Raw genomic sequence first — 14,143 nt, 5'->3', positions numbered from 1 at the left:
TGCCTGCTTCTCGGTGCTCGTCAGTCGCCTGTGTCCCACCGGCCGGAGAGGTGGTCGCGCACCGCTCCCGCGAATCGCCTGCCGCGATCCTGGTAGTCGGTGAACTGGTCCATCGACGCAGCGGCAGGCGCGAGAAGGACGGTGTCGCCCTCGTGCGCGAGCCGCGACGCCAAGCGGACCGCCTCCGGCATCACCTGATCAGTTTCGCCGGGGTCGACGGCGAGCACGGCGAGCCCGGGCGCGTGTCGCCGGAATGCCGACAGCAGCGCCTCCTGGTCGACGCCGATCACGATCGCGCCCGCGAGCCGTGGCACGTTACGGCGCACCAGATCGTCGATGTCGACACCCTTGAGAAGCCCTCCGACCACCCACACCACGGAGTCATAGGAACGCAGGGAGGCCTCGGCAGCATGCGGGTTGGTGGCCTTCGAATCGTCCACCCACACGATGCCGCCGCCCTCGCCCACCCGCTCGATGCGGTGCGGGTCGAGTCGGAAGGTGCGCAGCGCATCGCGGACGGCCTCGGGCGAAACACCGAACGACCTCGCAAGCGCGCTCGCGGCGAGCACGTTGGCGACCACGTGGGGGGCGTCGAGTCCGTTGTCGCGCAGCTCGTCGATCGTCGTGAGCTCCAGGGCCGCGGTCGCCCTGTCATCGAGGAACGCGCGGTCGCAGAGGATGCCGTCGACGATGCCGAAGTCGCTCGGCCCTGGCGAGTCGAGGCCGAAGCCGATGGCCCTCGCCCCCTCGACGACGTCGGCGTCCTCGACCATCTTCAGGGTCGCCTCGTCTGCACGGTTGTAGAGGCAGGCGACCTTCGTGTTCGTGTACACCTTCGCCTTCGCGTCCGCGTACTCCTGCATCGATCCGTGGAAATCGAGGTGATCCTCGGCGACGTTGAGGCAGGTACTGGAGAACGGCGACAGCTCTCCACCTGCGTTCCGGTTCACCCAGTGCAGCTGGTAGCTGGAGAGCTCGACGACGAGCACGTCGAAGCCCTGTGGGTCTCGTACCGCGTCGAGAACCGGAATTCCGATGTTTCCGCAGGGAGCAGCACGAAGGCCGGCTTCGACGAGCATCGACGCGGTCATCCGCACCGTTGTCGTCTTGCCGTTCGTGCCGGTGACGCAGATCCACTCGGCCGCGGGCTCCACCTTGTCCCGTACCCGCCAGGCCAGCTCGACGTCGCCCCAGACGGCGATTCCGTTCTGCTCCGCCCAGACCAGCAGCGCGTGATCGGGGTGGTGTCTGCCCGACGTGACGACGACGACCTCCGGGTCGAAGTCGGTGACGGCATCCGGAATGGTCTTCAGATCGTGGATGACCAGCCTGGCGCCGATCACGTCGAGGAGTCTTGCGCGCTCCTCGTGCCGGCTCTCTGCCGCGACGAGCACATCGGCCCCGAGCTCAACAAGGGTGTCGGCTGAGGAGAACGCTGCGACGCCGAGCCCGAGCACGAGCACACGGAGACCGCGCCAGTCGGACCGCCAGCTGGTCAATGCGGCGAGCCTGCCCGCCGGTTCGTCCTGGGCCATCACTTGGTTCGCGACAACCACTCGAGGTAGAACGTGCCCACCCCGGCTGCCACAAGGAGGCCGCCGATGATCCAGAACCTGACGACGACCGTCACCTCTGCCCAGCCTTTGAGCTCGAAGTGATGATGGATCGGGCTCATGCGGAAGATGCGTCTGCCCCCGGTGATCTTGAAGTATGCGCGCTGCACGATCACCGATCCGCTCTCGATCACGAACAGGCCGCCGATCAGCACCAGAAGGAGTTCGGTGTGGCTGAGGATCGCGAAGGCGGCAAGCGCGCCACCGAGGGCGAGCGACCCGGTGTCGCCGAGGAAGATCTGCGCCGGCGAAGTGTTCCACCAGAGGAAACCGACCAGCGCGCCGACGATCGCTGCCGCTACCACCGCCAGGTCGAGGGGGTCGCGCACCGTGTAGCACTTGAACAGATTGTCGGTGTCGATGGTCTCGCTGAAGCAGGATTGGTTGAACTGCCAGAAGCCGATGATGATGTAGGACCCGATCGCGAGGATCGACGCCCCCGTCGCCAGCCCGTCGAGGCCATCGGTCACGTTCACGCTGTTCGAGGCGGCGATCGTGATGAGGTTCGTCCAGATCAGGTAGAGGATGATGCCGATCGCCGGAATGCCACCGATCACCATGAGGTCGAGCGGCAGATCTCGGATGAACGAGATCTGCGTCGACGCCGGGGTCACCCCCTCATCGCTGGGGAAGTTGATGGCGAGGATGCCGAACACCGTCGCCACGATCAGCTGGCCCGCGACCTTCGACCATCCGCCGAGTCCGAGGCTGCGCTGCTTTCGCGTCTTCAGGAAGTCGTCGACGAAGCCGACGAGTCCAAGACCGACCATCATCAGGAGCACGAGCAAGGGCGACACCGAAAGCCCGTCGCCACCGTTGATGAGCACGGCGGCGAAGTAGCCGACCAGGGTGGCCAGGATGATCACGATCCCGCCCATGGTCGCGGTGCCGCGCTTGGCGTGGTGCGACTGCGGTCCGTCGTCGCGGATGAACTGGCCCCAGTTGAGCCGATGGAAAAGCTTCACGAACACCGGCGTCAGGAAGAGCGAGAAAGCCAGAGACAAAGCCCCCGCCGTCAGTAGTGCCCTCACGAGAACAAGTCTCCCAGCCGATCGCCCAGGAGGCGAAGCCCTGCGGAGTTCGACGACTTCACCAAGACGGTGTCTCCCTCCTTCAGAAGGGACTTCAGCAGGTCGTAAGCCTCGTCCTGGGTCTCGACGAAGACGGACTCGCCGTCCCATGAGCCCTCGTTGATCGTCGAGATGTGCATGCGCCTGGCGCCGGCACCGACCACGACGACCTGGTCGATTCCGAGACGCACTGCGAGCAGGCCGATCCGGTCGTGCTCGGGGCCCGACGAGTCGCCGAGCTCGCTCATCTCGCCGAGGACGGCGACCGCGCGTCCGTTCGGCTCGCGCAGCTGCACCAGAGTCTTGAGCGCCGCCGCCATCGAATCGGGGCTGGCGTTGTATGCGTCGTTGATCACCGTGACGCCGCCGGCGCCGCCCATGACCTCCATGCGCCACCGCTCGGCTCGCGTCACGGATTCGAGTCCGGCGACGATGTCGTCGATGCCGGCGCCGAGCGCGAATGCCGAGGCCGCAGCGGCCAGCGCGTTCGCAACGTGGTGCTCGCCGAGCACCCTGAAGCGCACCTCGCGGCTGTCGCCGTTCGGAAGACTGAGCGTGAAGGTGGTTCCTGCCCTACTGGCCCGCACAGAGGTCGCGCGCACGCGGTCCGACGCCGCGACGCCGTCGTGGCCGAACCACAGCACGTTCGCGTCCGTGAGGGTAGCCATGGCGGACACGCGAGGATCATCGGCGTTCAGCACGGCCGTGTCGCCGGCATCCAGATCGGTGACCATCTCGGACTTGGCCCTCTGCGTCGCCTCGATGCCGCCGAACTCGCCCGCGTGCGCGAGGCCGACCTTGAGCACCACTCCGACGTCGGGCTTTGCCATGCGGATGAGCCGCGCGATGTCTCCTTCACGGCTCGCGCCCATCTCGGCGACCAGAAATCGGCTGTGCTCCGTCACCTCGAGCATCGTCAGCGGCGCGCCGACCTCGTTGTTGAAAGAAGCCCGCGCAGCGACGGTCTCCCCCACCCTGCCGAGGATGGCTGCGAGCAGGTTCTTCGTCGTCGTCTTGCCGTTGGAGCCGGTGATGCCGACGATGCGCAGGATGCCGTCCTCGCGAACTAGCTCGATCACGCGCTTCGCGAGGGCGCCGAGGGCCTCGACGACATCGGCGACCACGATCTGCGGAACATCGAGCTCGAGCTCATGGTCGACGACCAGGAGCGCGGCACCGCGCTCGACTGCCTGCGGAGCGAACAGGTGCCCGTCGGTGAACTCGCCCGGCTTGGCGAAGAACACCCCGCCGTCGACGACCTCTCGAGAGTCGGTGTACGAGAGTCCGTCGATGACGCGGCTCGAGGCGTCGTCATGACCGACGACACGTCCATCGACAGCGACGGCGATCTCTCCGATCCTCATGGCGATCATGCCGACCACCCCGCTTCGCGCAGCGCCAGCCTGGTCTCGTCGCGCGCCGAGTAGGGCACGTGCACTCCGGCGACCTCCTGATAGTCCTCGTGTCCTGGACCGGCGTAGAAGACGACATCGCCCTCACCCGCGTGAGCGATCGCCGTGCGGATCGCGATCCGCTGATCGGCGATCTCCTCGACCTGCGCACCGGGCACGGCCGCCAGCGCGCCCGCGACGAGCGCGGCACGGATGACCGCAGGATCCTCGTATCGCGGGTGGAAGTCGGTGATGATCACCTCGTCGGCGCCACGAGCGGCGATCGCCCCCATGTCGGCACGCTTCGTGGCGTCACGGTCGCCGTCTGCGCCGAACACCATGATGATGCGGCCGGTCGTGACCTCGCGCAGAGAAGCGAGAGCGCGCTCGAAGGCATTCGGGGTGTGTGCGTAGTCGACGAAGACCACGGGACCGGATTCACCCGACACCCGTTCGGCCCGTCCGGGAATGTATGCGTCGATGCCGTCGTCGCGCTCGAGCACATGACCGATCGCCCCGAGATCGAACCCGGACTCGACAAGCATCACGATCGCGAGCGCGGCGTTGGCCGCCATGAACGAGCCGAGCATCGGGATGCTCGTGGTGAGAGAACGTCCGTCGGGCCCCGAGAGCGTGAACTCGGTTCGATCGATCGTCAGCTCGCCGAGCTCGAGTCGCCAGTCGGCCTGCACGCCGGGCACCGTCGTGAGCGTGGCGACCGGGATGCGGGAGTCGTCTGCGAGCCTCGCGCCCCATTCGGTGTCGACGGTGACGACACCGCGAGTCGCGCGCTCCGGGTCGAACAGCGCGAGCTTCGCCAGGTAGTACTGCTCCATCGACGTGTAGTCGTCGAGGTGGTCGTGACTCAGGTTGGTGAAGCCGACGACGTCGAACACGATGCCGTCCACCCGGTGCCTGCTGAGCGCCTGGGCAGAGACCTCGACAGCTGCGGCACGCACCTCTGCCTCGCGCATGCGAGCGAGCAGACCGTGCAGCTCGCTGGCCTCCGGCGTGGTCAGAGAACTCGTCACTGCGACGTCGCCGATGCGTCGCTCGGCCGTCGAGCTCAGGCCGGAGCGCACTCCGATCTGGGTCAGGATCGCCGCGATCAGGTACACGACGCTGGTCTTGCCGTTGGTGCCCGTCACCGCGAACAGGGTCGCAGGGTTCTCGGCCGTGCGATACACCCAGGCGGCCACGTCTCCGAGTGCTGCTCGTGGGTCATCCGTCACGAGCACCGGGATGCCCGCCTCGGCTGCGAGAGCGGCGCCGGCTGCATCCGTGAGGACCGCCGCTGCTCCGGCTCGCGCCGCGTCAACGGCGAAGGATGCGCCGTGCACGTGCACGCCTGGAAGTCCGACGTACAGGTCCCCAGGCTCGACGGATCTCGAGTCGACGGTGACCCCGCTCACCTCGGTCGAGTCGACGCGTTCCGATGTCTCGAACCCGAAGTCTGTCGCGAGTTGCGACAACGACCGGAGGACGGGATGTTCGGGGCGCAACATCGCTGTGCCCGCTACGGTCACGTGGCTCACTTTCAGTAGGTGTCCGGGTAGTTCGCCGGTGCGGCGGTGGACGGCTGCACCCGGAAGTCCTTGAGCACCTGGCTCATCATCGTCTTGAACAACGGCCCGGCCGCCCGGGACTTTGTAATCGTAGTCGGGAAGCCGATGTTGACCGAAACCACGTACTGCGGATTGTCGACGGGAGCGATGCCCATCACCGACACGTAGTAATAGGGCAGGTAGCCGCCCTGACCGTCGGGCTCCTGCGCGGTTCCGGTCTTCGCGGCCACGATGTAGCCGGGGATCTGCAGGTCGGGCAGCGTCGACATCGGGCCGCCCTTGAGCACGTTCTCGAGCATGTTCAGCACGTTGGTGGACGCCTTCGCCGAGACGACGCGCGTTCCCTTCGTCGACGGCACGTCGGTCATCGTGCCGTCGGCCTGCTTGCAGCCGTCGATCAGGGTGAGCGGAACCCGTACGCCGCCGTTCGCGAGCGTCTGGTAGGCGCTCAGCATCTGCGCCGGCGTCGTCGTGACGCCCTGTCCGAACGTCGTCGCGTACCTGGTCTGCTCGTCCCAGCTCGAAGGGGCTGACAGGTCCCCCGTCACCTCGCCGGGGAAGTCCGCGCCCGTCGGGCTGCCGATTCCGAACTTCCTCAGGTAGTCGTAGCGCTGCTGATCGGGCATCGAGGTGCCGAGCAGCGACATGCCGACGTTCGACGACTCGGTGAGCACGCCCGTCATCGTCAGGTTCTGAACATCGTGGTACTCGTCGTCGTGCACGACAACGCCGTTTCCGGGTTCGAGCACGTCGGGAGTCGCGACATGGGTGTCAGGGTTTGCATGCCCGCTGTCGATCAGCGCGGCCGCGGTGAGCGGCTTGAAGATGGAGCCCGGTTCGTACTGGTTCTGGAACGCCATGGCCTTCCAGTACTCCGTCGGCGTGCCGTCGAGATTGTTCGGGTCTGCGGAGGGGTACTGAGCCGCGACCCTGATCTTGCCGTCCTTGACGCTCGCAACGGTGACCATGCCGAACTGCGCACCAAGTGCGGGCACGGTCTGCGCGAGCTGCTGTTGAGCGAACCACTGCAGGTCGGGATTGATCGTCGTGATCAGCTGTCCGCCGTTCTTCGCGGCCTTCTGCACGACAGTGCTGCCAGGGAGTGTGACGCCGTCCTCACCGGTCTGGTAGCTCTCCTCGCCGTTGTGCGCCGTGAGGCACTTGTTCGCCTCCATCTCCAGCCCCGCCTGGGCGACGCCCTCGCCGTTGAGGAAGCCGAGGATGTTTCCCGCGACCGCTCCGTCCGGATAGATGCGCGACTGGTGACTTGTCGAGTTCAGCCAGCTGATGTTCAGCGCGGAGATCTTCTGGTACTGCTCGGCATCCACGCCGCTGACGATCGGCGCGTACTCGGAGTCCGGGTTGGTCTTGAGCGCCGCCTCGATGGGTCCCGTGATGTCGCTGGGCTTCTGCCCCGTGATCGCGGCGATCTTGTCGGCGGCCCACTGCATGGTGATCGTCTGCTTCTTGCCGTTGATCGTCTCCTGGTATGGCGTCTTCGCGTACTTCGGCGTCGCGATGAAGTCGTACAGGGTCACGCTCCTGGCCAGCACGGTTCCGTCCGAAGCCACGATCGAGCCGCGCGTCCCAGGGATGACCGAGGTGGTGCCGCGCCGCTCCGCCGCCTGGCGCTCGAGGGTGCTCGCGTGCACGACCTGGATGTCGACGAGTCGCACGACGAACACGGCGACAAGTGCAACGATCACGAAGATCGCCAGTGCGGTGCGTCGGCGATGGGACTTCGCGGTCGTCATTCGGGCCACCTCAGCGTCGAAGGATCAGTGTGTCGACGGCGCGGGCAGCGCCCCCGTCCACGGTACGGGCGTGCTGTTCGAGTTCGCCTGATTCGGCGCCGGTGTTGCCGAATCGCCGGCCTTCGAGCCGGTCGCCCCGGTCTGCTTCGACGTCGAGGAACCGGTCTTCGACGACGAGGAACCGCCAGCGGAGGGCACCTCGGAGTTCAGGGCGTTGGGAACCAGGATCTTGCTGCTCGCCGGCGCGCCGGGGGCGGGAGCAGGCGACCCGATCACCGCGCCGTCGGAGAGACGCAGGTATACCGGCGTGCTGTTGTTCACCATGCCGAGTGCTGCGGCCTTCGACGCGAGGTTCTGCGGAGACGACAGCACCTGCACATTCTGAGAAACCTGCTGGTAGTCGCGGGCCAGCCGTGCCTTCGTCGACTGCAGTGATTCGATCTGGTAGGCACCCTGCGAGACGCCGATCGAGAGCAGAAGCTGTGTGACGACCACCACCATGACGGTGAGCACGGCGAGCGTCGCATAGAAAAGCTTCGGGCGGGCACGCCGCGAGACTCGGGGCAATGCCTCGAGGTGCGGTGCACGCCTCTCCGACGGCGACCTCCGCGCTGGAAGCGCGGAGGTGATCGGTGCTGTCGCCTGACTCATCTGATCCCCCTGATGCGTTCCGCCGCGCGAAGCCGCACGGGAATCGCGCGCGGGTTGCGCGCGCGTTCCTCGTCATCGGCCAGCTCGGCCCCCCTGGTCAGCAACTTCAGTTCCGGCCTGTGCTCCGGCAGCTCTACCGGCAGACCGGCCGGTGCGGTCGAGGTCGCCTTGGCGTGAAGCGCGCGCTTCACGATCCGGTCCTCGAGCGACTGGAACGACATCACCGCGATGCGTCCGCCGACCCTCAACAGGTCGACGGCACGCGGGATCGCCCGCTCCAGAACGTCGAGCTCGTGATTGACCTCGATGCGCAGCGCCTGAAAGACGCGCTTCGCCGGATGCCCAGCTCTCGAGACCGCCGCCGGTGTCGCATCCTGGATGATCGCCACCAGCTGCGCCGAGCGCGTGATCGGTTGGGCGCTTCGTGCTCGCACGATCGCCCGCGCGTATCGTGCGGCCAGCTTCTCCTCGCCGTAGTCGAGGAAGATGCGTCGTAGGTCATCCTCGCTGTACTGAGCGACGACGGTCTCAGCGGTGAGCTCCGACGTGGCATCCATGCGCATGTCGAGCGGTGCGTCCTTGGAATACGAGAACCCGCGCTCCACCCGATCGAGCTGCAGAGATGACACGCCGAGGTCGAACAGGACGGCATCCACCGTCGGGTACCCGAGTGAGGCCACTGCATCGGTGATGCCGTCGTAGACGGTGTGCACGACGCGCAGGCGGTCGCCGAACCGGGCCAGCCGCTGCGACGCGAGTGCGATCGCCTCGGTGTCGCGGTCGAGCGCGACGACGGTGAGTCGTGGGAATCGCGTGAGGAACGCCTCGGTGTGTCCGCCGAGACCGAGCGTGGCGTCCACAAGCACGGGCGAGGAGACATCGAGTGCAGGCGCGAGAAGCTCGACGTTTCGCTCGAGCATCACCGGGATGTGAATCCCGCTAGGGTCTGGCGACGTGGAGTCCCTCGAATCGGGATCCGTCGAATTGGAATCGACCATGGCTGCTTCGGGGCTTCGCCCCTGGCGCCGGATCCCCATCCACACGCCACCTGACACCGGGGAAGTGCATCAGGGTGCGTTCTGTGTGGCTGGGAGTCCGGCGCCAGGCGCTAGAACAGCCCCGGGATCACCTCCTCGGCCGTGTCCGCGAACGATGCCTCGTTCTCGGCGAGGTAGGCATCCCACGCGGCGGAGTCCCAGATCTCCGCGCGATTGCCTGCGCCGATCACGGTGAGATCCCTCTGCAGGCCCGCGTACGACCGCAGAAGCGGTGGGACCGTCACGCGGTGCTGCTTGTCAGGGATCTCGTCGCTCGCACCCGAGAGGAAAACGCGCAGGTAGTCACGGGCCTGCTTGCTCGTGACGGGCGCCTGCCGGATCTTCTCGTTCAGCGACTCGAACTCGCGACGAGAGAAGACATAGACGCAACGTTCCTGGCCTCGGGTCATGACGAGTCCTGACTCGAACTCGTCACGGAACTTGGCCGGGAGGATGATGCGCCCCTTCTCGTCGAGCTTCGGGGCGTAGGTGCCAAGGAACATCGGCTCCTCCCCCGTCGATCTGCGTCGCGAGCAGCGACATCCTCCACTTTACTCCACCTTCATCCACTGACGACTGAAAGATGGCGAAGTCACAGCATAGCCCCGCCCCGAATGCCTTGAAAACACTGGTCACTCGGTAGTGGAGGACTGTGGAGGGCGGTGATCGTCAGTGGAGCGCGACGGCGTGTCGGGAGATATGAAAAGGGCCCGCCGATTCAGCGGGCCCTGAGAAAGAAAAAGCCCGCCGATTCGGCGGGCTTGATCCGAGGTGGTGGGGAGTGGAGGGTGGAGGAACGTCGCCCGATCAGCGGTCGCCGTCTTGGCGCTTGTCCCATCGCTCGTTGAGTTTGTCCATGAAGCCCGGCTGAGTCGGCTTGGCCTGCGGCTTCGGCTCCTCGGGAGCGGCGGCTGCTGCTCGCTTCATGCGGCTGGGCGTGATCGCCAGCAGTACGCCGGCGAGCATGATGACGAAACCGAGAACGCCGACGAGGATCACCTGCAGGAAGACGCCGGTCAGCAGAACGCCGACACCGACGACGGCCAGCAGGATGCCCAGAACGACGGCGCGGTAGCTCGGGCGAACCCGCGCCCCACCGACCTTCGCAACGAAGTCGGCATCATTCTGGTAGAGACTGCGCTCCATCTCGTCGAGGAGACGCTGCTCGTGCTCCGAAAGCGGCATCCTTGTCCCCCCTCAGGCTTACGAGAACGACTGGTATGTAACTACGGATTCTAGTCTTGCTGCCGCAGCTAGGCTAGGCGGGTGGCCGAAAGCAACCGACTGATCGATCTTGTGGATGACCGGCTCGGACGCTTTCTCGAAACGCGCGAATCCATTCTGATCTCCGTCGCCCAGGAGACGGGGCCGTTGTCCGCCTTCTCCCGGCAGTTTCTCAGTGGGGGCAAGCGATTCAGGGCCTTGTTCTGCTACTGGGGTTTCAAGGCGGCGCACGACGCGCGCCCGGTGCTCGAGACCGACCGCCTGGACCCCGTGATCGGCACGGCTGCGGCCCTCGAGCTCTTCCACGCCGCGGCACTCGTGCACGACGACATCATCGATCGGTCCGACACCAGAAGAGGCGCGCCGTCGGCCCATCGCAGGTTCGAGACGCTGCACCGCGAGAGCGGATGGGACGGCTCGTCGGCCGAGTTCGGAACCGGCGCGGCCGTGCTGCTTGGCGACCTCTTGCTCGGGTTCAGCGATGACCTGCTCGCCGAGGCCCTCGCCGATGATGTGCCGTCCGACCGCGCACGCGGGGTGCGCCGCGAGTTCGGGAGGATGCGCGCCGAGGTGATCGCAGGCCAATACCTGGACATCCTCGAGGAGCGTTCGTGGCGAACCGGCGCGGAAGAAGAGCTGCTGCCGCGTGCCGAGCGGGTGATCGTCTACAAGTCGGCGAAATACAGCGTGCAGGCGCCCCTCGTGATGGGTGCTCTTCTCGCCGGCGCGAACCTCGGCCAGCTGGATGCCCTGCGCGACTTCGGCCTTCCGCTCGGCATCGCGTTCCAGCTGCGTGACGACCTGCTCGGGGTCTACGGCGACGCCGCCGTGACGGGCAAGCCGAGCGGAGACGACCTCCGCGAGGGCAAGCGCACCGTGCTCGTCGCGCTGGCGCGACACGCTCTTCCCTCCTCGGCCAGACGGGTGCTCGACGATCTGCTCGGCGACCCGGAGCTCGACGACGATCAGGTGCGCATGTTGCAGAGCACCATCGCGGCGTCGGGCGCGACGGCGGAGGTGGAGCGGATGATCGCCCTCAACGTCGACCGAGCGCTCAGGGCCCTCGAGGGCGTCGATCTCGCCGACGTCGCCATCGACCACCTGCGAAGCCTGACACGTTCGGTCACCGACCGCGTGAGCTAGCTGTCAGCCGAGAGCTTGCGCCACGCGGCGCACCTCGGCCTTACGGCCGGCGCGGAGCGCGTCGATCGGAGCAGCGCCGAGGCTGTCCTCCGGCTCGAGCAGCCAGTCCATCGCCTCGTCGTCGCTGAACCCGTCGTCGGCGAGCAGGATCAGCGTGCCCCGGAGCTCGCTGAGAGGCTCGCTACCGGCGATGAACTCCTCGGGGACCTTCAGCACTCCATCGATGCGAACGGCAAGCAGATGCTTGTCTTCCAGCAGTCGATGGATGCGGCCGACACCCACGCCGAGCACGTCGACGAGCTCGGGCACGGTGAGCCAGGTTCTTTCTTCTCGAGGGTTCGCAGATGTTGGACCGGGATTCGCCACCCACCTAGAGTGCCACGCTCTGCACCGAATGCGCACACGTGTGAAAGCCCATGTCGAAAGGGTGGGAGTCCCCCATTCGTTACCGTGTTCTACCAGGGCCCCCAGCGAGTGATCCGTAGACTCGTCGGGTGAACGCGAGCCAGCCAGATCCGATGCTCGGCCGTCTCATCGACGGCCGGTATCAGGTGCGCTCGCGGATCGCCAGAGGCGGCATGGCGACCGTCTATCTCGCGACAGATCTGCGGCTGGAGCGCCGGGTCGCGATCAAGGTGATGCACGGCCACCTCGCCGACGACGCGCAGTTCAAGAACCGCTTCGTGCAGGAGGCGAGGTCGGCGGCGCGCCTCGCTCATCCGAATGTGGTCAGCGTCTTCGACCAGGGACAGGACGCCGACATGGCGTACCTCGTCATGGAGTATCTGCCCGGCATCACCCTGCGCGACCTACTGCGGGACTACGGACGGCTGACCGCTGAGCAGACGATCGACATCTCCGACGCAGTGCTCTCCGGTCTCGCCGCCGCTCATCGAGCCGGCATCGTGCACCGCGACCTCAAACCTGAGAACGTGCTGCTCGCCGACGACGGGCGCATCAAGATCGGAGACTTCGGGCTCGCACGTGCCGTCACCAACAGCACGGGTACCGGCCAGGCGCTGCTCGGAACGATCGCCTACCTCTCCCCCGAGCTCGTCACCCGTGGCGTGGCCGATGCGAGGAGCGACATCTACGCCCTCGGCATCATGATGTTCGAGATGCTCACCGGCGAGCAGCCCTTCAAGGGCGAACAGCCGATGCAGATCGCCTACCAACATGCGAACGACGCCGTGCCTGCACCGAGCTCGATCAACGCCGAAGTTCCCAAGCAACTGGATGACCTGGTTCTGTGGGCGACAGCGAAGGACCCGGCAGACCGTCCGGCCGACGCGAGCGTGATGCTGGAGCGTCTGCTGCAGGTGGAGCGCGAGCTTCGTGCGGGTGAGGGCGAGACCACGGCTCAGCCGACCCTTGTGCTGCCGGATGTCGGCATGCAGCCATCCGACTCCGACACCCAGCTCATCGCCTCCGCAGCCCAGGTGCGGCCAGAGGCCTCGGCCACCGACGCCGTCGCAGCGTTGGCGACGATGAGCCGAAAGCGTTCCGCACGCGGGTGGTGGCTGCTCGCGCTCGTCCTCGTGCTCGCTGCCGTCGCGGGCGGCACGGGCTGGTACTTCGGTGCTGGGCCCGGCTCGCAGATGGTCGTCCCCACGGTGAACGGAGCGACCCTCGCGAATGCGACGTCGACCCTGACGGACGCGGGATTCAAGGCGACGTCGGACAAGGTGTACTCGACGACGGTGACAACAGGAACCGTCGTCTCGTCGACGCCCGGTCAGGGCGCCACCGTCACCAAGGGCTCGACGGTGACGCTCCATGTGTCCCAGGGCCCGCAGCCGATCACCATCCCGACGCTCGCCGGACTCAGTCAGGCGCAGGCGCAGAAGGCCATCACCGACGCGGGAGCCGTCGTCGGCACAGTCGACAAGCAGTTCAACGCCGACGTGGCCAAGGACGTCGTCATCTCGGCCGCGGAAGCCGAAGGTGCGAAGGCAGACGTTTCCAAGGGCGGCTCCTACTTCATGGGCATGAAGGTGAATCTCGTCGTCTCGCTCGGCGCGATCCCCGACGTGGCGGGCAAATCGCTCTCCGACGCCCAGGCCGCACTCACCGCGGTCGGGCTGAAGAGCGTGACGGGCTCGGAGGACTACAGCGACTCCGTCGATAAGGGCAGCGTGATCAGCGCGGCCCCGCAGAACCAGGGCCCGACCCGTGCCGGCGACACCGTCGTGCTCGATGTGTCGAAGGGGCCGCAGCTCTTCCCCGTTCCGAACGTCGTCGGCATGACGCGTGACGAGGCGAAGAAGGCGCTCACCGATGCGGGATTCACGCCGACGTACAACGCCATCTGGGACGGCTTCCCCAACAGCCTCACCAAGGTGACGGCATCCGACCCCGACGCCAACACTCAGGAGCCCAAGGGCACCAAGGTGACCTTGGTCATCAGCAGCGCACTGTGACATGTGCGCGCCCGTCCCCGCCGGGCGCGCCGCAGTCGGGCGGGTGCATGGTTGCCTCCGGCGCCGGCGGAGCCGCCGCCTCGCAGAGCGGGTCACGTTGCAGAAAGCGCCCGTCCCCGCCGAGCGCGCCGCAGTCGGGCGGGTGCATGGTTGCCTCTGGCGCCGGCGGAGCCGCCGCCTTGTAGAGCGGGTCACGTTGCGCTGACCGTAGGTCGACACGTATCGAGACCCTGGTGCCGACAACGCTGCACGGGTCTCGATACGCGTGCCTACGG

Annotated in this window: 12 protein-coding genes; 2 read left to right on the top strand and 10 right to left on the bottom strand. The window is 66.7% G+C overall.

Features of this window, described 5'->3' with window-relative positions; all coding sequences use genetic code 11:
• Window positions 1-20 precede the first annotated feature (20 nt).
• The 9 genes from murD to ACYVDN_RS03130 form a co-directional block, all read right to left on the bottom strand.
• Entirely contained in the window at window positions 21-1,535 is a 1,515-nt protein-coding gene (gene murD / locus ACYVDN_RS03170; RefSeq protein WP_460568364.1) for a Mur ligase family protein, read from the bottom strand.
• Window positions 1,535-2,644: a phospho-N-acetylmuramoyl-pentapeptide-transferase gene (mraY, locus tag ACYVDN_RS03165; protein WP_460568362.1), complete on the bottom strand. Its 1,110-nt coding sequence runs from the start codon at window positions 2,642-2,644 to the stop codon at window positions 1,535-1,537. Before mraY ends, murD begins: the two co-directional genes overlap by 1 nt.
• Entirely contained in the window at window positions 2,641-4,056 is a 1,416-nt protein-coding gene (locus tag ACYVDN_RS03160) for a UDP-N-acetylmuramoyl-tripeptide--D-alanyl-D-alanine ligase (RefSeq protein WP_460568360.1), read from the bottom strand. Before ACYVDN_RS03160 ends, mraY begins: the two co-directional genes overlap by 4 nt.
• The gene (locus tag ACYVDN_RS03155) at window positions 4,053-5,600 is read right to left on the bottom strand and encodes a Mur ligase family protein (protein ID WP_460568358.1); all 1,548 of its coding nucleotides are present in this window, start codon (window positions 5,598-5,600) and stop codon (window positions 4,053-4,055) included. The genes ACYVDN_RS03160 and ACYVDN_RS03155 overlap by 4 nt, the downstream gene beginning before the upstream one ends.
• 11 nt (window positions 5,601-5,611) lie before the next feature.
• The gene (locus ACYVDN_RS03150; protein ID WP_460568356.1) at window positions 5,612-7,393 is read right to left on the bottom strand and encodes a peptidoglycan D,D-transpeptidase FtsI family protein; all 1,782 of its coding nucleotides are present in this window, start codon (window positions 7,391-7,393) and stop codon (window positions 5,612-5,614) included.
• A 24-nt stretch (window positions 7,394-7,417) separates the two neighbouring features.
• Window positions 7,418-8,044: a hypothetical protein gene (locus tag ACYVDN_RS03145; protein ID WP_460568354.1), complete on the bottom strand. Its 627-nt coding sequence runs from the start codon at window positions 8,042-8,044 to the stop codon at window positions 7,418-7,420.
• Window positions 8,041-9,042: a 16S rRNA (cytosine(1402)-N(4))-methyltransferase gene (gene rsmH / locus ACYVDN_RS03140; RefSeq protein ID WP_460568352.1), complete on the bottom strand. Its 1,002-nt coding sequence runs from the start codon at window positions 9,040-9,042 to the stop codon at window positions 8,041-8,043. Before rsmH ends, ACYVDN_RS03145 begins: the two co-directional genes overlap by 4 nt.
• Window positions 9,043-9,152: 110 nt before the next feature.
• On the bottom strand, window positions 9,153-9,584 hold the full coding sequence (gene mraZ, locus ACYVDN_RS03135; protein WP_460568350.1) for a division/cell wall cluster transcriptional repressor MraZ: 432 nt from the start codon (window positions 9,582-9,584) through the stop codon (window positions 9,153-9,155).
• Between the two features lie 304 nt (window positions 9,585-9,888).
• Window positions 9,889-10,266 carry a DUF3040 domain-containing protein gene (locus ACYVDN_RS03130; protein ID WP_460568348.1) on the bottom strand — a complete coding sequence of 126 codons (378 nt, stop codon included), beginning with the start codon at window positions 10,264-10,266 and terminating at the stop codon, window positions 9,889-9,891.
• An 81-nt stretch (window positions 10,267-10,347) separates the two neighbouring features.
• Between ACYVDN_RS03130 and ACYVDN_RS03125 the strand changes: the two genes are divergently transcribed.
• Window positions 10,348-11,448 carry a polyprenyl synthetase family protein gene (locus ACYVDN_RS03125; RefSeq protein WP_460568346.1) on the top strand — a complete coding sequence of 367 codons (1,101 nt, stop codon included), beginning with the start codon at window positions 10,348-10,350 and terminating at the stop codon, window positions 11,446-11,448.
• A gap of 3 nt (window positions 11,449-11,451) precedes the next feature.
• Here ACYVDN_RS03125 and ACYVDN_RS03120 read toward each other — a convergent pair whose 3' ends face one another.
• Window positions 11,452-11,814 (bottom strand): Rv2175c family DNA-binding protein, encoded by a 363-nt coding sequence (locus ACYVDN_RS03120; RefSeq protein ID WP_460568344.1) that lies wholly within the window; start codon window positions 11,812-11,814, stop codon window positions 11,452-11,454.
• Window positions 11,815-11,942: 128 nt separating this feature from the next.
• Between ACYVDN_RS03120 and pknB the strand changes: the two genes are divergently transcribed.
• Window positions 11,943-13,868: a Stk1 family PASTA domain-containing Ser/Thr kinase gene (pknB, locus tag ACYVDN_RS03115; protein ID WP_460568342.1), complete on the top strand. Its 1,926-nt coding sequence runs from the start codon at window positions 11,943-11,945 to the stop codon at window positions 13,866-13,868.
• Window positions 13,869-14,143 lie beyond the last annotated feature (275 nt).

The sequence above is a fragment of the Humibacter soli genome (genome assembly GCF_054779035.1).
The sequence above is the reverse complement of the archived record's forward strand: the minus strand, read 5'-3'. Positions and strand labels throughout refer to the sequence as shown.